The organism is Pseudoalteromonas shioyasakiensis (assembly GCF_022398475.1).
In the GTDB taxonomy this organism is placed as follows: Bacteria; Pseudomonadota; Gammaproteobacteria; order Enterobacterales; family Alteromonadaceae; genus Pseudoalteromonas.
In genome coordinates this window covers 1-19,801 of record NZ_JAKEVM010000085.1, presented here as the reverse complement: position 1 = coordinate 19,801, position 19,801 = coordinate 1, and the positions used below count along the sequence as shown (strand labels likewise).

Annotated in this window: 13 protein-coding genes; 4 read left to right on the top strand and 9 right to left on the bottom strand. The window is 41.3% G+C overall.

All coding sequences use genetic code 11. The annotated features are described in order from the left end of the window. Positions 1 to 653 (top strand): potassium channel family protein (locus L1D51_RS14245; protein ID WP_239963957.1); only part of this gene is annotated, 653 nt, incomplete at its 5' end. On the opposite strand, the gene L1D51_RS14240 is transcribed toward L1D51_RS14245, so the two are convergent. Further along, a complete protein-coding gene (locus tag L1D51_RS14240) occupies positions 650 to 1,720 on the bottom strand; it encodes a GGDEF domain-containing protein (protein ID WP_054564025.1) in 1,071 nt (356 codons plus the stop codon). The two genes, L1D51_RS14245 and L1D51_RS14240, sit on opposite strands and share 4 nt — an antisense overlap. 137 nt (positions 1,721 to 1,857) lie before the next feature. Here L1D51_RS14240 and L1D51_RS14235 point away from each other — a divergent pair, with 137 nt between their 5' ends. Further along, a complete protein-coding gene (locus L1D51_RS14235; RefSeq protein ID WP_239963956.1) occupies positions 1,858 to 5,187 on the top strand; it encodes a PAS domain S-box protein in 3,330 nt (1,109 codons plus the stop codon). After that, a complete protein-coding gene (locus tag L1D51_RS14230; RefSeq protein ID WP_054564026.1) occupies positions 5,184 to 6,173 on the top strand; it encodes a response regulator in 990 nt (329 codons plus the stop codon). The genes L1D51_RS14235 and L1D51_RS14230 overlap by 4 nt, the downstream gene beginning before the upstream one ends. A gap of 12 nt (positions 6,174 to 6,185) precedes the next feature. Here the strand turns inward: L1D51_RS14230 and L1D51_RS14225 are convergent, their stop codons facing one another. Together L1D51_RS14225 and L1D51_RS14220 are read right to left on the bottom strand one after the other, a co-directional pair. Further along, positions 6,186 to 6,578: a VOC family protein gene (locus L1D51_RS14225; RefSeq protein ID WP_239963955.1), complete on the bottom strand. Its 393-nt coding sequence runs from the start codon at positions 6,576 to 6,578 to the stop codon at positions 6,186 to 6,188. A gap of 1 nt (position 6,579) precedes the next feature. Continuing rightward, a complete protein-coding gene (locus L1D51_RS14220) occupies positions 6,580 to 7,227 on the bottom strand; it encodes an HD domain-containing protein (protein ID WP_239963954.1) in 648 nt (215 codons plus the stop codon). 135 nt (positions 7,228 to 7,362) lie between these two features. Between L1D51_RS14220 and L1D51_RS14215 the strand changes: the two genes are divergently transcribed. Continuing rightward, positions 7,363 to 8,553, top strand: coding sequence for a class I SAM-dependent methyltransferase (locus L1D51_RS14215; protein ID WP_054564029.1), 1,191 nt, complete (start codon positions 7,363 to 7,365; stop codon positions 8,551 to 8,553). On the opposite strand, the gene L1D51_RS14210 is transcribed toward L1D51_RS14215, so the two are convergent. From L1D51_RS14210 to L1D51_RS14185, 6 genes are all read right to left on the bottom strand, one after another. After that, positions 8,550 to 8,846: a PilZ domain-containing protein gene (locus L1D51_RS14210; RefSeq protein WP_054564030.1), complete on the bottom strand. Its 297-nt coding sequence runs from the start codon at positions 8,844 to 8,846 to the stop codon at positions 8,550 to 8,552. The two genes, L1D51_RS14215 and L1D51_RS14210, sit on opposite strands and share 4 nt — an antisense overlap. Positions 8,847 to 8,854: 8 nt before the next feature. Next, positions 8,855 to 9,202 (bottom strand): response regulator, encoded by a 348-nt coding sequence (locus L1D51_RS14205; protein WP_268795275.1) that lies wholly within the window; start codon positions 9,200 to 9,202, stop codon positions 8,855 to 8,857. Between the two features lie 139 nt (positions 9,203 to 9,341). Beyond that, positions 9,342 to 13,232: an ATP-dependent RNA helicase HrpA gene (gene hrpA / locus L1D51_RS14200; RefSeq protein ID WP_239963953.1), complete on the bottom strand. Its 3,891-nt coding sequence runs from the start codon at positions 13,230 to 13,232 to the stop codon at positions 9,342 to 9,344. Between the two features lie 213 nt (positions 13,233 to 13,445). Next, positions 13,446 to 14,336: a peptidylprolyl isomerase gene (locus L1D51_RS14195; protein ID WP_239963952.1), complete on the bottom strand. Its 891-nt coding sequence runs from the start codon at positions 14,334 to 14,336 to the stop codon at positions 13,446 to 13,448. A 91-nt stretch (positions 14,337 to 14,427) separates the two neighbouring features. After that, positions 14,428 to 18,114 (bottom strand): autotransporter assembly complex protein TamB, encoded by a 3,687-nt coding sequence (tamB, locus tag L1D51_RS14190; protein WP_239963951.1) that lies wholly within the window; start codon positions 18,112 to 18,114, stop codon positions 14,428 to 14,430. Beyond that, a complete protein-coding gene (locus tag L1D51_RS14185; protein WP_425605547.1) occupies positions 18,114 to 19,778 on the bottom strand; it encodes an autotransporter assembly complex protein TamA in 1,665 nt (554 codons plus the stop codon). Before L1D51_RS14185 ends, tamB begins: the two co-directional genes overlap by 1 nt. Positions 19,779 to 19,801 lie beyond the last annotated feature (23 nt).

Sequence of the window (19,801 nt, the reverse complement as noted above, 5' to 3'; positions counted from 1 at the left end):
ATTTACATAGTGCGAGTTTGCATTACTGTGATTTAAAAAATACCAACTTATTGGGCATCAAACTCAACGACAGTCGAATTGATAATATCGAATTGGGTGACCAATTATTACAAGAAGCGGCTGCATTTAAAGCACGTAAAAATAAGCAGCATGATGAAGCACGAGACTTATTTGAGCAATCTGAAGAAATATATCGCAATTTAAGAAAAGCCTCTGAGCATCAAGGACTTTTTGAACTCGCCGGTAACTTCACCTACAAAGAATTAAGAATGCGCCATGCGCAATACCGCAAAGGCTCAACCAAGCAAATTACTTCTAGCTTTATAGATATATTATGTGGTTATGGCGAAAAGCCCGAAAATGTCATTCGCTTTAGTCTGTCACTCATTATTTGCTGTGCATTTTGTTATTTCTTATTTGGGGTTAGTTATCAAGATTCTGTGATGCAGCTGAGCTTTGAAAACTCATTTCAAAGCAATTTGTCGGCCTTACTGAATAGTTTTTATTTCAGCGTGGTGACTTTTACAACGCTTGGCTATGGTGACATTACGCCAATAGGTTTTTCGAGGTTAATCGCAGCCATAGAAGCATTTTGTGGTAGCTTCTCGCTCGCTTTATTCGTCGTTGTTTTTGTAAAGCGCATGACTCGCTAACGCATGATGTATGAACCCTTATGCTCTTTTGCCTGATACATTTTTTTGTCGGCACGATTAATTAACTCTTCAGCATCTACTGTGCTATCAAGCGGTGCTGCAATAAGACCAAAGCTTAAATGCAGCTCAGGGTATTGTTGTTCAAATGCGGCTATAAGTTTTTCGCAAATACTAAAAGCGCTATCTAACTCGCAATCAGGTAAAATGATACAAAACTCATCCCCTCCATAGCGGCACGGTATATCAATCTCGCGAATATTTTCAAGTAAGTATTGCCCTATATATTTAAGGACTTCGTCGCCTTTTAAATGCCCTTGTGTGTCATTCACTGACTTAAAGTCATCAAGATCAAAATAAACAACCGTTAATGGTGATTTGTGACGTCTGGCTCTGGCAAGGTCGCGTTGTAATAGCTCTTGCATGACACGCCGGTTGTAGAGGTTGGTGAGTGGGTCGAGTTTAGCGAGTTTCTCTAGTTCTTGAGTGCGCTGAGCAACTTTTTCTTCAAGGCCTTTTGCATACACTTCGGTGCGGCGTTTCGCATTTTCAATTTCGCCCACTAAGCTGTCGATATAAGTATCAAAGACCAAGGTAGTATCAAAGTAAATTAATTTATCAATGATGTTAAGGGTATGATTTAATTCTTCTTGATCGCTTATTGTGGTGCGAAGTACATTAAATATGAGCTCTTTTAAAGTACACACAGCCGATAAGTAAAGCTTAGGTTCAACACCAATACGCTTATGCACCATACCAATCCTTAAGCGGTTATTAACATACTCATGTTCGTAACGACCGCAAAATAAATCGATTATATACTGCCTTTGCGCATCTCTGAGTCGTGTTAAAGTATCTGCATCGCCAATTAATAACGAAATTTCATCTACTTCAGTTTGTTTTTTATAAAACTCATTAACCACATTTTCAATGGCTGATTCTATAATGGGCTTGTAGTTTAATAATGATGAGAGACTGTTTGAAGTCAGCCCTAATAAACTCATTCTGTGCTGAATTTCTACATCATTAATTTGCATTTGTTCAACTAAAGTTTGCTCGGTTCTTCTCATCTACCCACCTCGAACTACTCCTTTTTAATTAAATATAGCCAAGGTTTTGAATCCTACGTACTTAAGTGATAGGTTTTTCTCTAAATTCAGAACAATTTGTATTAGACTGCTATAACAAGCCGTTTCAAAAAAATATTATGCTCGCGAAATTTTTTATTACCGATCAAAACCCCAGCCTAATAGTAAGTGGTGTCTATGATCCAAGCTTAGTTGCTCTTTCTATTGCTACGGCTATTTTTGCTGCTTATTTTTCACTCTATATCATTGATTTAGCAAATAGAACTCAATTTGATTCGTACCGTAAATTAGGCAGTGCAACAGGTGCCTTGGTGATGTCAGGTGGGATTTGGAGTATGCACTTTATCGGCATGCTGGCTTTTTCATTATGCACCACAGTGGAGTACGACCCTACACTGACATTTTTTTCATTTATTCCTGCATTTTTAGCCTGCTATACCGCATTTTCATTTTTGAAACGCAAAGATTTAAAGCAAATACCAACAACAATAAAGCTACTCATTGGCTCTGTATTACTTGGCTCTGGCATTGGTGCGATGCACTACTCGGGCATGGCCGCCATGCAAATGAGTCCGCTGCTTCGCTACGACCCGGCTTGGTTTGCAGCATCAATTGTGGTGGCTGTTGCATTATCTTTTGTCGGCTTATATGCGCGATTTCACTTAGGCGAGCACTTTAAAAAGCTTACGGTTTTACAAACCCGCATCATTTGCGCCATTATCTTTGGCTTTGCCGTAGCGGGTATGCACTATATGGGAATGGCCGCCACCCGCTTTGTTGCAACCTCACCTTTGTTATCTGAAAACGTTCAAACGTCGCAACTTACTTTTATCGCCATTAGCGTTTCATTTGCTACCGTATTATTGACTGCTCTGGTTGGGATTATTAACGGCATGGTGCGTTATCGCTTATTACTGGCAGAAAAATCAGCAGAAGAGTCGCGCTTAGATGCCATTTTAGGCACCGCAATAGATGGTATCGTAACGATTAATATTCATGGCATTATTTTAAGCTTTAATAAATCAGCAGAAACTATTTTTGGTTGGCGCCAAGACGAAGTGCTGGGCAAAAACGTAAAACTATTAATGAACGACGATATAGCCGCGCAACATGATGGCTACTTAGCTGATAGTAGCAGGCATGAAGTTAAAAAAGTGATTGGCGTTAACCGTAATGTGTTTGCGAAGCACAAAAATGGTCATTTATTTCCTATTCGACTTGGCCTTGGTGAAGTAAAACAGCCTAACGCAGAAACATTGTTTGTTGGCTTTATAACCGATTTAACAGAGCAACGTGCACTACAGCAAAGTCTCGAAGAAAAAGAGAAACAATATCGTACCTTAATGAACAATACCCCAGGCGCTGTATTTCGTTGTTTGTTAGATGAACATTGGACGATGAAGTTTATAAGCCCCAGTGTTTCTGACTTAACAGGTTACAGCCCTGAAGAGTTTACCGATGGCACAGTTACATTTGCTCAAATCATTAATAACGATGATGTAGCGCATATTGATGAAGTTATGGAAAAAGCCATAGCTGAAAAAAACCAATATGCGGTTGAGTACCGCATTCGCCACCGAAATGGCAAAGTTGTGTGGGTTTTAGACCAAGGAACAATTAACGAAAATAGTGATTCTGAACAAAAGTGGATCGATGGTGTACTTATAGATATCACCGCTCGTCACGAATATGAAGAATCACTCAAAAAAGCAAAACAAGAAGCTGAAGCCGCAGCACAAGCAAAACAATCATTTATGGCAAACATGAGCCATGAAATACGCACGCCAATGAATGCAATAATCGGCTTTAGCGACATATTAATGGATAGTCCTCTTAGTAAAGAGCAACAAAAACATATTATTACCGTCAATAAATCAGCTCGCTCACTGTTGCATTTGCTCAATGAAGTACTAGATTCTGCAAAGTTAGAAAAAGGCAAACTCGATATTCAGGCAGAGCACTTTAACGTACAAGCCTTGCTCGACAATATCGTCTCGACTTTTTGGCTTGAAGCGAAGCGTAAAGATATTCTGCTTGATTTGATTATCGCTGATAGTGTTGCGCCTATTTATATTGGCGATGAGTCTCGCATTCGCCAAGTGATGAATAATCTCATCGGGAATGCAATTAAATTTACCGAGCAAGGGTCTGTCACAATTACGGTGAGTCAAACTCAAAATAAACAATTGTTTTTCGAAGTACAAGACAGCGGTATTGGCATAGCCAAGCACCGCTTAGATGCTATTTTCCAGCCATTTGAACAAGCCGACGGCACCATGACACGCCGATTTGGTGGCACAGGTCTTGGCACCACTATTAGTAAGCAGCTTGTTGAGTTAATGGGTGGTTCAATTGGTGCTATTAGTGAAGAAGGTAAAGGGAGCTGCTTCTACTTTAGCCTTCCTTTACAGGAAGGTGATATCAGCCAAGTCGATACCCTAACTTGTAATCAATTAAACTTACCAAAACTTCGCATATTAGTGGTTGATGACATTGAGCAAAATGTTGAGCTACTGAACATTTTATTAACGCAAGCTGGGCACACCATCAGTACGGCTCACAATGGTCTTGAAGCCATTGCAGCATTTGAACAGCAAAGCTTTGATGTGATTTTGATGGATATACATATGCCGGAATGTGATGGCATTACGGCCTGTAAAGAAATCCGCGAAATAGAGAAAATCAGATGTTTAAAAATTACACCTATCATCGCGTTGACGGCGAGTGTTTTACAACAAGATAAAATTACTACAAAGCAGGCCGGTATGAATGGCTTTGCAAATAAACCCGTTGATATTAACCAGCTGAACCATGAAATTGCGAAAGTGCTTGGTTTAGAAGTAAATAAAATCACTAACAATAAAGTCGGTGATGAGAAAAAGCACATCAACTACGACAAAGGTGTTTTGATGTGGGGAAGCAAAGAGAAATTAAATACGGAAATTGGCTTATTCCTAAGCAATCATCAACAGAGTATTCTACGACTGAAGGATCAGAAACTCAGTGAAGACGAACAAAAAGCAATTTTGCATACTCTTAAAGGAGTCGCGGGTAATTTAGCACTAGCAAAATTATTATACTTGTTATCAAACGCTGAGAAAGAACGTGAAAAGGAAAGCTTCCCTACACTCATTGCCGAGTGCGAACAGGAATGGCAAACGCTGATTGCATTACTTGCAGAACAGCCGCAGTCTAGTTCACAACAGCAACCCATACACGAAACGTCGCTGGGCGCATTTATTAGCCAAATTGAGGCACTGCAAGCGCAAGCTGAGCATGCAGAAATAGACGATGATTTATTAAGCCAAGTGCAATCCCAAGCACCGGCAACCTACCAAGATCAGGTTGTTGAAATTTGTGCGCATTTTGAAAACTTTGACTTTGATGCAGCAAGCACTGCTTTATCAGCTTTAAAGCACACTCTCCAAGCTGCTAAGGAACACCTATGACGCAAATCTCAGAACGTGCAAGAATTTTGGTCGTCGATGATGAACCAGCCAATTTAAAAGTGATCCGTGAAGTACTCGCTAACGATTATCGCTTATCGTTTGCAAAATCTGGCGAGCTTGCTCTTCAGCTTATTGAGAATGAACCTCCTAAGTTGATTTTGCTCGATATTATGATGCCAGATATGAGCGGTTTCGAAGTCTGTAAAGTGTTAAAAGCAAACCCTAAAACTGCTCATATTCCTGTTATCTTTGTTACCGCACTTTCTCATGAGCAGGATGAGTCTGAAGGCTTTGCTCTAGGTGCAGTCGATTATATTACCAAACCAATTAGCCCTGCGATTGTCAGGGCGCGGGTTAAAAATCATTTATCATTAGTGCAAGCTGAGCAACTGCAATTAGCCCACATTGATTTGATCCAACGTTTAGGCCGCGCCGCAGAATATAAAGACACCGACACCGGTGAGCACATTGCAAGAATGAGCCGCTACAGTAAAGTACTCGCCCTTGCCTATGGCATGAGTGAGTACGAGGCCGAGCAGCTTAAACAGGCAGCGCCTATGCATGACGTTGGTAAGATAGGCATTCCTGATTCAGTACTATTAAAGCCTGGGCGCTTAAACGAAAACGAATACGAGCACATGAAACAACATGCCTTAATCGGTGCGAAGATTTTAGAGAACTCAACTTCGCCGCTATTACAACTTGCGCATAAGCTTGCCCTTGAACACCATGAAAAATGGGATGGTACGGGTTATCCGTATGGCCTGAAAGGCGAAGAAATCAGTATTGAAGGGCGTATTGTCACCATTGCAGATGTGTTTGATGCTTTAACCTCAAAACGCCCTTATAAAAAAGCCTGGTCGGTTGAAGAAGCGCTCGACTTATTGAAAGACGAAGCTGGTAAGCATTTTGACCCGCAACTAGTTGATTTATTTATTGGTCAAATAGATAGCATCATAGAAATCAAAAACACATATACGAGCTGAGATATTAAGGCCTCATTTGAGGCCTTTTTTAATTGCATCATAATCATGCGAAGTGATTTCATGGCTATTACCAGCACAATCTTTAAAATACATTGAATAAGTAACACCGTGGTCAGCAACAAGAGTTTTAACATCAAACTGAGCGAGATGCTCAAGCCATGCTAAAAACTGTGCTGCACTTGCGCCAAAAGCAATACCTTTGCTTCTACCGTCTGCTTCAAAGAGTGCTAAACGAATTGTCTTTGCTTGGTCCTCTAAGGTTAAAGGCCCTTTTCCTTCATCCCAAAAAGCAAGCTCTGGTACAACATTAAAGCCAAGTACTTGCTCATACCACTTTAGCGCAGCCGATAAATCATCAACATTTAAGTGGCAATGATCAACACCACATAAAGATGGAATAGCCATGTTACTCGCCAATTTCGGTTTTTAACTGCTCTAAAAATTCGAGCATGTAAGCTGTACGTCGTTTAGCTTCATCTTTTGCCGATGGCGTGTTCATACTCTCGCTAATGTGTAACAGCTTAATGAAGAAATGATCGAGGGTGTATTTTGTATCGTCAGGTTCGCGGTTTAAGCAAAATGGATCGTCTTTATGATACAGATAACGACCAATTGAGCCCCCTACTTTCATGCAGCGACTCACACCAATTGCACCTAATGCATCCATTCGATCCGCGTCTTGCACAATTTGAGCTTCGACACATTGGACTTTGATATTGGCACTAAAGCTATGTGCCGCAATAGCATGATGAATAGCACTAAAATACTGCTCAGGATAATTAATTGAGGCTAAAAAACTTAACGCCTTATCTGCAGCCATGGTCGATGCTTTTGCCCTGTCTGGGTGGTTTTTAGCAACAGCAACACAATCATGTAACCAAGCTGCGGGTAACACCACAGCCATTTCTGCCTGCTCGGCAATACATAATTGTTTTGCAACCCTCACTACTCGCTCAATATGACTAATATCGTGTGCGACATCGGCATGGAGTAAAGACAAAATAAAGTCTCGACACTGAGTTTCTAACGCTGCAAAGTCTATTTCTGGCTGCATATACTGGCTATCACCATTAACTGATTGAAATTATGCTTACTTTAGCGTGCTTACTGGATTTGTTCAAAACATTCATTGTATGTTTGCCAGTGCTTCATTAAACTGTGCCCCCTTTTGTTTGACGCGAGAATCCCTATGTCATCTGCTATTTACCTGCAAGCTGGACGAGAAAAATCATTAAAAAGAAAACACCCTTGGGTGTTCTCAAAAGCCATTAAAAAAGTAAAAGGTAAGCCAGGACTAGGTGATACTGTCACAATCTATGACAATGACGGTAAGTTTTTAGCGATTGCAGCTTACAGCCCGCAATCACAAATACGTGCTCGCGTATGGAGCTTCGATCAAAACGAAATCATTGACCAAGCATTTTTTGAAAAGCGTTTGCGCCGTGCCTATGCTGCGCGCGAACAGGTGATCAGCGAAGGCGGCTTAACGGGTTTTCGTTTAAGCGCTGCTGAGTCTGACTACTTGCCAGGCATCACTATCGATAAATTTGATAATGTACTGGTGTGCCAACTGCTTAGTGCCGGTGCAGAGCGCCATAAAGGTGAAATTGTTGCTGCACTTATGGCCATTTTCCCTGGTTGCGATATTTATGAGCGATCAGATGTTGATGTTCGTACTAAAGAAGGCCTTGAGCCAATCAAGGGCGTACTTTGGGGTAAAGAACCAACAGAGCCAGTCGTCATTGAAGAAAATGGCTTAAAACTCGAAGTAGACATTCTTGAAGGCCACAAAACTGGCTTTTACTTAGACCAACGTGATAGTCGTGCAGCTCTTGAGCGCTTTGTTAAAGACAAAACAGTATTAAACTGCTTTAGCTACACAGGTACTTTCTCGCTTTATGCTTTGCGTGGTGGTTGTAAACACGTTACTAACGTCGATGTATCCCAGCCAGCACTTGATACGGCTAAGCGTAACGTTGAGCATAACAACCTTGATTTGTCTAAAGTTGATTTCGTTAAACAAGATGTCTTTAAGTTGTTGCGCCAATACCGTGATGAAGGTGTGCAATTTGATACTATCGTTATGGATCCACCAAAATTTGCTGACAACAAAGCGCAATTAACCGGTGCTTGCCGTGGTTATAAAGATATTAATATGATTGCGATGCAAATCTTAAAACCAGGTGGCACTTTACTCACTTTCTCGTGCTCTGGATTAATGGAACAAAATTTATTTCAAAAAGTGGTTGCGGATGCAGCCCTTGATGCAGGTAAAGACTTGTTGATCATGGAACGATTAAACCAAGCTGCCGACCACCCAATTGCTGGCAGCTACCCAGAAGGCTTTTATCTTAAAGGCCTGATCTGTAAGGTTTACTAGTTAAAACTTACAATTTCTAAACCGGCACTCAAGGAGCCATCTTGCTCCTTGGTTGCTCGTATCACACGGGCTGTTGCATCAAATGAGGTAATAGCCGTGCTAGTCGAAGCAATTAACACCCGATACAGACTGCCTATTTCTAAAACTTCATCAAGGTGAATTGCCAGCCCTGTTGCACTTAAATCAGTGCACATAGCCTGAATTTCTTCACCATTAACAACATCTAACGGGATTAGTTTTGCAGGGGTATGAATTTGCATGCGGCGAAAATCGCGTTTCTCCTCATGAAACATATGGCCTCCTATACCAGTGTTTTTATTTTCTCTATTAATGTTTTAACAGAAAAAGGCTTCACTACATAGGCGTCGCAACCGGCATCAAACCCTGCTTTTTGTTCAAGCTCGGTTTCAAGACCAGACACCATGACAACAGGAATTTGCTCTGTTTCTGGGGTGTTTTTTAGTAAGCGGCAAGTATCATAACCATCTAAGCCCGGCATACAAACATCTAGTAGTATAGCATCTGGCGGCTCTGCAATGGCTGAAGTTAAACACGATGCGCCTGAGTTTGCATAACTTAATGAGAACTCATCCCCAAGGCTTGCTTTGAGCATTTCAAAATTAAAATATTCATCATCGACGACCAAAATAGTTGGTCGCGGTCGATTTACCGTACGCTCAGGAACTGAGATCGGTTTTTCCTTTTCAATGCCCACATAATCTCCTTTTAGCATCTGTGTTTGTAACTTAAAGCAAGGAGGCGCTAACCTCATTGCTCATTCCTTAGTATTATAACTCACATTCTTTGATTGCGTTTAAAACACGTTTAGCAGATACAGGATAAGGTGTCCCTAGTGTTTGTGCAAATAAAGAAACACGTAACTCCTGTTGCATCCAAAATATCGCACTGATCTCTTCAGGAATTGGCATACCCTTAGGAATTTTATTAGCTAATTTTTGATATTGCTCAGCTACTTTTTCAAGCTCAAGCACACACAACCTATCACGATTAGGATCAACAGGGAGCTTTTCTAGGCGGCGTTCAATGGCTTTTAAGTAACGAATTAAATCCGTCATTTTTGCTGCGCCGTGCTGGCTAACAAAGCCTTTGAACACTAAGCTTTGTAACTGTGATTTAATATCACCGTGCGCCGTGATCATGGTTAAATCAACGCGTCCTTTCATACGTTTATTTAAGCCATGAGCAATACTTAGCACTTGCTCTACTTGAGTAGCGATCTCAACAACCGTATCACCAAGTTCACCGCGAATTTGCTCTTTCGCCTTTTCAAACGCATCTGCTGTGCGAATGTTGCCGTATTTAGTTAATAGGCTATCGACGGCTGCAGCGATACAGTCATCAATTAAGTCATTGACCTTACCAAACGGATTAAAGTACAAACCTAATTTAGATTTGTTTGGTAAGTTTTGTTGTAAATACTTAATTGGTGATGGCACATTTAATAACACTAAGCGGCGTAAACCTTGTTGGTGCGCTTGCTGTGCTTTGTGTTCATTATCAAATAGCTCAACCGCGGCTGAGTCTTTTTTATCCACCAGCGCTGGAAACGCCTTGATTTCATATTGACCTTGTTTTTTCACGTAAGAGCTTGGTAACTCGCCAAAGCTCCACTCAGTCAAATCAGCTTTTTCTATACCCTTGTCGGCTACTTTCGATAAGGTATCCGTTACCTTACCTTGTAACTGGGCTTTTAGTTTAGATAAATTTAAACCGCGAGCGAGTAACTTATCGTGTTCATCGCGCACTTCAAACTGCAGGCGTAAATGCGGAGCAAGGGTTGATAAATCCCATGCATCTGGTTCAACACGCACTCCTGTCATGCGCAATAAACGCGTGCTAATTGCATCAATTAGGTTGCCTTGCATCGGCTCGATTGCAGCAAGTACCGCATCGGCGTAGTTTGGCGCAGGCACAAAGTTGCGACGAATTGTTTTTGGTAGCGACTTGATAAGCGCACAAATTAACTCATGCCTAAATGCAGGAATATGCCAATCAAAGCCAGTTTCTTGTACTTGGTTTAACAGTGCAACTGGAATTTGTACCGCAACACCATCAACGGCTTGCCCTGGATCAAAGTGATATGCCAGTGGTAATAATAAGTTCTCTTGCTGCCAAGTATCTGGGTAATCAAACTCGGTAACATGATCAGCACCATGCTGCATTAATTCTTCTCGAGACATATGCAAAAAGCGCTTATCTTTTTGCTTTTGCCCTTTCCACCACTTATTAAACGCGGCACGATTATTTACATCTTGTGGAATTTTCTTGTCGTAGAATTCAAACAGGGTTTGTTCATCAACTAAAATATCACGGCGGCGAGATTTATTTTCAAGAACCTGAATATCTTCAATTAACTCTTGGTTATATTGTAAAAAGCCTTCATTTTGACCCAGTTCTTGCTCTACTAAAGCGGTGCGAATAAACAACTCGCGACTTACTTTTGGATCAATATTGCTGTATACACAGCGGCGCTTATTAACAATTAATAGGCCATACAAAGTTTGCTGCTCAAACGCGATAACTGCACCCGGCTTTTTCTCCCAATGCGGTTCACTGTAGCTGCGCTTTACTAAATGCTGTGCAAAGCCTTCAACCCATTTCAAGTCTATGCGCGCGTTGATCCGCGCATAAAGCTTACTGGTCTCAACAAGCTCTGCCGACATAATCCATTTTGGGCTCTTTTTAAATAATCCTGAACCTGGGAAAATATGGAATTGGCTGTTGCGGGCGCCTTTATAAGTTTGTTTTTCATCTTTAAAACCAATATGACTTAACATACCGCTTAATAAAGATTGATGAATTCGCTCGCTATCAGCAACATTGGTAGTGGCCTTCATGCCCATTTCATTACATACCGTTGATAGCTGATAAACAATATCTTGCCATTCGCGAATACGCATATAGGCTAAAAAGTCCTTTTGGCATAACTTTCTAAACTGGCTATTGCTCAATTCAGATTGCTGCTCTTCAAGGTAATTCCACAGATTTAAAAAGGCGATAAAATCTGAATCAGGGTCATCAAAACGGCCATGCTTTTCATCCGCTGCACCGCGTTTTTCTTGTGGTCGCTCTCTTGGGTCTTGAATCGACAATGCCGCAACAATAATAATCACTTCACGCAGTGCACCTAAGCCATCGGCAGTCAGCACCATTTTAGCTAACCGTGGATCAACCGGTAAACGGCTTAAGCTTCTGCCTGATTTCGTAAGCTCAGTCTTTTTATGGCGTTTAGCTGGCTTAATTGCTTCGAGTTCTTCAAGTAGCGTTAAACCATCGTTGATATTACGGCTATCCGGCGCTTGCACAAACGGGAACTGCTGCATGTCGCCAAGCCCTAAACCAAGCATTTGCAAAATAACAGAGGCTAAGTTGGTGCGTAAAATTTCAGGATCAGTAAACTCCGGGCGCGAGTTAAAGTCTTCTTCACTGTATAAGCGAATACAGATACCCGCTTCAATACGACCACAGCGGCCTTTTCGCTGATTGGCACTGGCTTGTGAAATTGGCTCAATTGGTAATCGTTGTACCTTGGTACGATAGCTATAACGGCTGATGCGCGCGGTACCTGGGTCGATAACATAGCGAATACCCGGCACCGTTAGTGATGTTTCAGCCACGTTGGTGGCTAAAATAATATGACGACGGCTGTGCGGCGCAAAAATTCGGTTTTGTTCTGCGTTTGATAAACGCGAATAGAGCGGTAAAACATCGGTGCCTTTGAGGTTTCGCTTTGATAACGCATCGGCGGTATCGCGAATCTCTCGTTCACCGTTCATAAAAATCAGAATATCGCCAGGGCCTTCATCGCACAGCTCATCAACGGCATCAAAAATACCCTGTAATTGGTCACCATCCGCTTCCATCTCGTCTTTGTTGATTTCAGTGGTTGGTCTATAACGAACCTCTACTGGGAAAGTTCGACCGGATACTTCGATGATGGGTGCATCATCAAAATGTTTAGAAAAACGCTCTGGGTCAATCGTCGCTGAGGTAATAATAACTTTTAAGTCAGGACGTTTTGGCAGTAAATTTTTTAAATAGCCTAAAATGAAATCGATATTCAGGCTACGTTCGTGGGCTTCATCGATGATGATGGTATCGTACTGATTTAGGTATCTGTCTTGTTGAATTTCAGCCAGCAGAATACCGTCTGTCATCAATTTAATGTAACTATTGTCAGAAACTTGGTCACTAAAGCGAATTTTAAAACCCACTTGTTGGCCTAGCTCGCATTGCATTTCTTCTGCAATACGATTCGCGACACTTCGAGCCGCGAGTCGGCGAGGCTGGGTGTGACCAATGTATCCATCAACACCCCGGCCAAGCTCTAAACACATTTTTGGGATCTGCGTCGTTTTACCTGAGCCTGTTTCACCGGCGATGATCACTACTTGGTTATTGGCGATCGCCTGTTTAATGTCATCTTTCTTTTGACTAACAGGAAGTTGTTCTGGGTAGGTCACTTTAGGCATTGCAGCCAAACGTTGCTCGCGCAATTGCTGCGAACGACTAATATCTTCTGCTATTTTTTGCGCTATGTTTGCTTGCTTAGTTTCATCGTTGATTTTTTTAATACCATGAAGGCGTTTTTTGAAGATGAATTGATCTTTGCGTAAACACGTTTTTAATTCGCCGAACAGCGGACCTAGGTTAACCACCCGATACCCTTATATTTCTTAACCAATAGACTGATATTGTATCAAATAATCTATCAGGTGGTCATGGCTTTATTTATGCCAATTCGCTTAATTAAGTGAACAGTTTTGAGGCAATAAAATCTCGTTGATAACAAGGCAAAAATTTCGTTATTTAGTTGTTCTAAATGAGAGATTTTTAACGCAGTTAGCGACAGATTTAATCCCTCAAAATGATTAAGTATTATTGCGAGTTGGCATAATCCTCTCGGTTGGAATTGGCATTGCACAAACATCGATGTAATCAGGGCTTTCAACAAACCACGCTTCTACTCGATTTTTACGCGCTTCGATGAGGTCTTTAAAGGCATTTAAGTCTGTTTTCATCACCCGAAATTCACTGTTATCTGTATCTTTAATATCTGCTAATACTTGCATATCTGTAATGGGGTTAAATGGCTGACCTTCAGTGGCTTTACGCTGCAATAGATTAAAGTGCTCCATGCCTTCTAAAACACGACCAAACACGGTGATATTACGGTCTAAATAGCGCTGGCTATTACCGATGGTGACATAAAATTCGGTACCACCGGAATTAATATCATTACCGCGGGCCATAGCAAAAATTCCTGGGCAATGTACTTGCCATGTTTCGGTTTGGCTTTGGTTTTGTGCCACAGCAAAGCCATTTAAAAAGCCCGTTTTAGCGGCATAGCCATCAGGCCCTTTAAGCTCTGTAATCGCTAAAGGAGCCTCGGTGCGTAGATAAAACTCAGCAGGTAACCCTTTTTTGGCATTTTTAACAGGTTTACTTTCGCTGGCATCCCCGCCCTGCGCAACAAACCCTTCAACAAAGCGATACATACTCAGGCCTTGATAAAACCCTTCTTTGGCAAGCTGTCGCATGTTATTTGCGTGAATAGGCGCTAGTTTATCGTTTAGTTCAATATAAGCAGCACCCGTAGGTAAGGTTAATTTAATGACGTTTTCGGCACTGACTTTTCGCCACTCATTGCTATTTGCGGTTTTAATGATTTCGCCAGCGGAACGTTTTTGGCTTGTTTCTTTTGCAGTAATTGGTGCAGCTAAAACTACGCCAAGACACAGAGTTAATAGACTTAATTTCATTGTTATTATCTTTTAAGTAATTGACAATTCAGCCTATTAACTTATGCCCTAATAAGCAAGTAAAAGCGATGTTTGATCACAAGTAGAGATATTAGTCCCAATCAAATTTATAAAGAATATCAACATTTTGATAAAGGCCGCTGGTGACCTCAATATACAATTGCGACAACAATTGATAACGAACTGCCACTTCACTTAGTGAATCAAAAATACCGACACTGTATTTTACTTGAATACCTGGTGTAACATAGCCAGATATTTCAACTTTGGTGTCATCCCCGCTACCGCTTGAACTTAAGCTAACATCAGACAAACCAAAGCTTTCACCAATTTTAGATACCACACCTTCACTACGGTTTACACCTTGGGCAAGCAGTAATTGGGTGAGCATCGCATCGGTTGAACTATCTCCTTCATCAAGAGGTTGACCATTTAATAAATAAGCCAATGCTTGGGCTTGGTCCATCGCAGGCTCTGAGAATACTTTTAATGAAGGCTGTTCAACATTACCAGTTAAGGTAATACCCGCAATCACGCCATTCGAGGTGTTGTCTGGATTACGAATTGCCTTAATGTTCAAGTACGGTTTATCAATTGAGCCGCTAAAGCCCACCTGACCGGTACGAATTTGCAAGTCTTGACCAAAAGCACGATAGGTACCTTGAACTAGGTTCAACTCACCCGTTGCTATCATCGGCGTAACTTGGTCCATGCTGATGTTTATGTCACCTTCAACTTTTGACTGTAAGCCAAACGAGTCAACGCGCACATCATTTTCAACCAACACCTTTAAGTTAATAGCATAATCAAAGGGGACTTTTTCTGACTGTTGCTGCTCAATATCAACAATGACTTCATCATCGCTGACTTGCACAGCTCCTTCTGGTAGCTCTTCAATCGCAATACGTCCCCATGGCACGACGACTTGGCCATCAAGATTAAACGCATTATTTTTTAAAGACATAGTTAAGTCTGGAGACACTTTAAAGGTGACATCTTGCTGAGCACGCACAAAAAACTCTTTACCGTTTAATCTCACGTCAACGTCCGGTAAATCTTGCTGCCAATCAACACCGCCAGATAAATTAAGCGCGCCCCCTTCCGTGTCTTTGAGCTCGCCAGTGAGCTTCGCACTTTGGTTATTAAAGGCAATGTTCACATAAGAGTTTTGCAGCGATACCGGCAAGGTTGCCCCTTCTAGATTGATATTTTCAACATCAAAATCACCATTGAGTAATGGCTCTTTTAAAGTACCTGCGATTGCTAACCGACCTTTTATGTCGCCTGTTAATTGCTCAAGTGAAGCTATAAAAGGGCGTAGGTTTGTTAACTCAATTTTCTCAATAACCAAGTCGCCCGCTAAGGTCTGTTGATTTTGAATATCATCAATGTTGAGCTCTGACGTCACTTTACCTAATACAGATGAATCAACTGTGGCATTAAGTTTACCCGTTTGCGCATCGCTCATTGCCGAGATATCTAAAACCTCTATCGGTAATTTATAAACATTTGCGTCATCAATTAAAGATGCTTCCAGCTGCTGAGTTTTGATATTGGCGCGAATCGTTTTCAATGCACCATTATTCCAATTAGCAACAAACTCCCCATTTGCATCGCCTGTTACTTTCAAGTTATCAGGTAAGAAGTGTTTAAATTCAGCAATAGATAGCGCTGCAAGCTGTGCATTTAACTGGCCTAATTGCTCAGTTTGCTGCAAGGTCTCAAAGCATAGTTTTGAGTTATCACTTTGCCAGCAATGCGCGCCTACATTAAAGTCAAAGGTTTTGTTATTTACTTGAATATTAACCGGTTTATCAGTGCCAAAGCGTACCTGATTATCGGTAACAAGAATTTGGCTTAGCGCACCTTGCCAGGTCTCTTTATTAAATTTACCGTCTACATCAAATGAGGCCTTGCCTTGATCTGCATCGAGTAAAAAAGTTAAATGATGATCTGTTTTATCGCCACTGGCGTCTAACTCAATTTGATTAATTTTATGCTCTGCGATCGATGCAGAATCGAGCACCAGTGACACATCCGTTTGCCAATCTGCTGCGTAATCAAATTGCCCTTTTAATGTTAAACCATCAACCTGAATATCTTGATAGCTCAATGTATTAAGGACTAGATTTAAATCAACCGTTGGCGCAAGACGCTCACCACGTAAGCTCAAATCAGCAAAACCCTTGCCTTGCATAGGCAAGATATCTTGACCACTTGCATCTAGACGCAATTTACCGTCTACACGCCATACATCATCAACCTGTCCCGATAGCGCAATTTCATTTTTACCGCTTTTCACTTCAAGTTTTTTAAAACTCGCATGCAGGCTGCTATCAAGTTCAAAATCCGACAATAAGGTCACTGGCACTTCATTAACTGAACCATTTAATTGCGTGTTATCTAAGGCAAGCTGCCACTCACCTGACTGTAAATTAAATGAACCATTAAATTCACCAGATAAATCACTGCTTAGTGCATCCGTTAAGTATTGGGCTTTTAAGTGGCTTAAAACCCCTTTAAACTCGCTTTTTACCCCGTTCGACCAATCAACTGATGCGTTAATGTCTGCTTTACTGTCATTCGCATTGAGGCTTAACTGCTCAAGTTTTGCGTTTGTTAAACTACCTTGTAATTGCGATTTCACGGTCATTGCCGGTAATGCATCTAACTGCGTTACTAGGCTCAAATCAACAGCATAAGCATCGGCATGGCCTTTGGCTTTTAAATCAAAGTCCGATAATTGCAGCTGTTGTGTATCTGTCGTAATTTGCCACTTTGCTATCTGGCCTGTTAAATCAAAGGGGTAATTTGTTTGTTTTAGGTTCACAGCCCCTTTTAACTCTGCTGGGTATGCTCCCTGTGTAACTAGGTCTAACTTTAAATCCTCAAGCGGGCCTGAAAGCGATAACTTCGCTTGATGCTCAGTGCTTTTTACAGACACTGCTCCCTCAATTGTATTTTCACCAGAAAGCTCTGCCATTAAATTAGAGTGCAATTGCCATTGCTGATAACTTGCAGCAAGCTTTTCAAGATTAATATCGCTGCCCTTAGCAGACGCAACTAATTCAATATTTTCGACTAGCTGAGCCTCTTCAACACCATAAGGGGTTACAGCAACTTTACTGATTTGAAATTGCTTTAACTCAATATTAATCGGTAGCGTAATATCGAGTGATGGTAATGCTGGCAGCTCTGTTAATGGCGTTGATTTAGGCTGCTCTTTTGCTTCGTGTAGCATCATAGCAACATCAGCAATGGTCAGTGTATCCACTTTAATATCCGATGCTTCGCCGCGACCACTTAAGTTTAATTTGTTGACTGTTACATCGGCACTCGGATGCGCAAGATTAAAGCGATTAATTGCAACTCGCTTAACAGCAACTTTCATTGGTAAGTTGATTTGACCAGCTTGCTCAGCTTCAGGCTCTGCTTCAGAGCCCTGCTCAGTTGATGCAGCTTGGCTTTTAATGCTTAGATCAATCGACTGGGCGCTTAAATTATCTAGGCAGATACCATCACAACGCCACCAGAATAAATCAATTTTTAGCTGCTTTGCCTCAAGCTTGATGCCTTGATTTTCAAACTGAACATCAAATGCATCGTTATATAAAAAACGCCCAGATGGCAGGTTGACTTTTAAGCCATCAACTAACTTATTTGCTGTGTATGCAATAAAGTGATTACCGGGCGCGGTGAATAGCAAACAAAACACAATAACTAGCAGACTTGCCAACGTGATCGATAGAACCTTGGTTATCTTTTTTAACATCTTCATTAGATTTCAGGCCCTATGGTAATACTTAATCGGGTACTTTTGCTTTCTTTTGTTAAACCCCAAGCATGGTCGATACGTACAGGGCCAACCGGTGTTAAATAGCGAAAACCAAAACCGGCACCAACTTCGACGCGATCACTAAAATCATTAGTCGCAGTACCACTATCGACAAATAAGGCTGCGCGCCAATGTTCAGCAAATTGATAGTTATATTCAACAGTGCCACTCATTAAATATTTACCACCAATTAGGCGCCCTTTCTCATCTTCAGGGGAGATAGATTCATAGGCAAAACCACGTACACTCTGATCACCACCGGCATAAAAACGCAGTGATAACGGCACATCATTTATGTTATCAACCAACATGGCACCTAGATTGGCTCTTAAAAACAGCATATGGCGTTCTGCAAAAGTAGTTAACCAGGCATTTTGCAGTTGTAAGCGCAAAATATTGGTTGAAGACATCATATCTTTTAAACCAAATTCTACTGACATCATCCATTGATAGCCTTCATAAGGCGTTGTGCCCCCCTCGGTGTCTTTTTTGGCATAACTAATACCAGGCATCAGCATTTTTGCGCTTTGTTCTTCATCCCCTATTCGATAGGTCTCGTAATCGCGTCTTAGAAAAGCAGTACGTACCCAATCGTCATCAGTGAGCCACTGCCGCTGAAGCTGTCCCGTGAATATACGACTGTATAAATCATTGGTTAATTCATCTTCAAGCTTGTAACCCACAGAAAAGCGCCAAAGATCATCATTAGGGTCGTCAACTGGCACCGTATAGCCAAGTGAAATATCTTGCTGGCGCTCAGATACATTGAGGTTACTTTCTAAATAATGACCATCTTCGGTGATCCAAGGCTTGGTCCATTTGAAACGGACTTTTGGTCCAAGGTCAGTGCTATAACCGCCACCCACTTCATAACTATTGGCAGGTTTGTGTAATACATCAACGTTGACAGGCACTTGATTATTTTTACGTTTTGCAATATCTGCATACACACGAACACTGGCAAAGTAAGGGGTACTCGACAATGCTAAGTTGTAATCAGAAATCTCGGTCGCTTTATAAGGCTGACCTTGTTTAAATTCAGCCAGCGAACGAATGTATTTTTCGGCTGGAGTCTCACTACCAATTGTGATGTCACCAAACTGATAACGGGGCCCAGTATCGACATTGAAAATGACTTTTGCGCTATTATTTTTTAGCGAAACTGCCAATTTATGCTCATGCCATTTTGCATCAAAATAGCCTAAGTCTAATAGTTGGCTTTCAATACGTTTTCTTGCGGCTTCATATTTACCGTGATTTAAAAAGTCACCTTGTTTGATTTTGATGCTGTTGACGGCAGACATAAATTCAGCGTCATCTTTACCGGCACCCGTGATAGTCACGTTAATATCTGCAATACGGGTAGCAGGACCACGTTGAACATCAACAATTAAAAGCTGCTGAGCATCATCGAAACTAATTTTGATTATCGGCTTATAATAACCAAGGGCCTTTAAACTCATTTCAACTTGGCTTTTAGCGTGACGCCTTAATGCCTTAGAAGTTTTTTCATCGACCAGTTGCTTAATGTAAAGCTCAACGTTTTTTTCGAGATCATCACTGATCCCTTGAATTTTATAATCTTTAATAACAGTTGAGGCACTAATTGCGTGCTGGCTGTATGAAAAGC

Bases quoted from the DNA above. Each gene is read 5' to 3' on its own strand.
- tamB (WP_239963951.1), bottom strand. From the start codon at position 18,114: ATGAAGATGTTAAAAAAGATAACCAAGGTTCTATCGATCACGTTGGCA.
- L1D51_RS14215 (WP_054564029.1), top strand. From the start codon at position 7,363: ATGTCATCTGCTATTTACCTGCAAGCTGGACGAGAAAAATCATTAAAA.
- L1D51_RS14225 (WP_239963955.1), bottom strand. From the start codon at position 6,578: ATGGCTATTCCATCTTTATGTGGTGTTGATCATTGCCACTTAAATGTT.
- L1D51_RS14195 (WP_239963952.1), bottom strand. From the start codon at position 14,336: ATGAAATTAAGTCTATTAACTCTGTGTCTTGGCGTAGTTTTAGCTGCA.
- L1D51_RS14235 (WP_239963956.1), top strand. From the start codon at position 1,858: ATGCTCGCGAAATTTTTTATTACCGATCAAAACCCCAGCCTAATAGTA.
- L1D51_RS14210 (WP_054564030.1), bottom strand. From the start codon at position 8,846: ATGTTTCATGAGGAGAAACGCGATTTTCGCCGCATGCAAATTCATACC.
- L1D51_RS14240 (WP_054564025.1), bottom strand. From the start codon at position 1,720: ATGAGAAGAACCGAGCAAACTTTAGTTGAACAAATGCAAATTAATGAT.
- L1D51_RS14220 (WP_239963954.1), bottom strand. From the start codon at position 7,227: ATGCAGCCAGAAATAGACTTTGCAGCGTTAGAAACTCAGTGTCGAGAC.
- L1D51_RS14230 (WP_054564026.1), top strand. From the start codon at position 5,184: ATGACGCAAATCTCAGAACGTGCAAGAATTTTGGTCGTCGATGATGAA.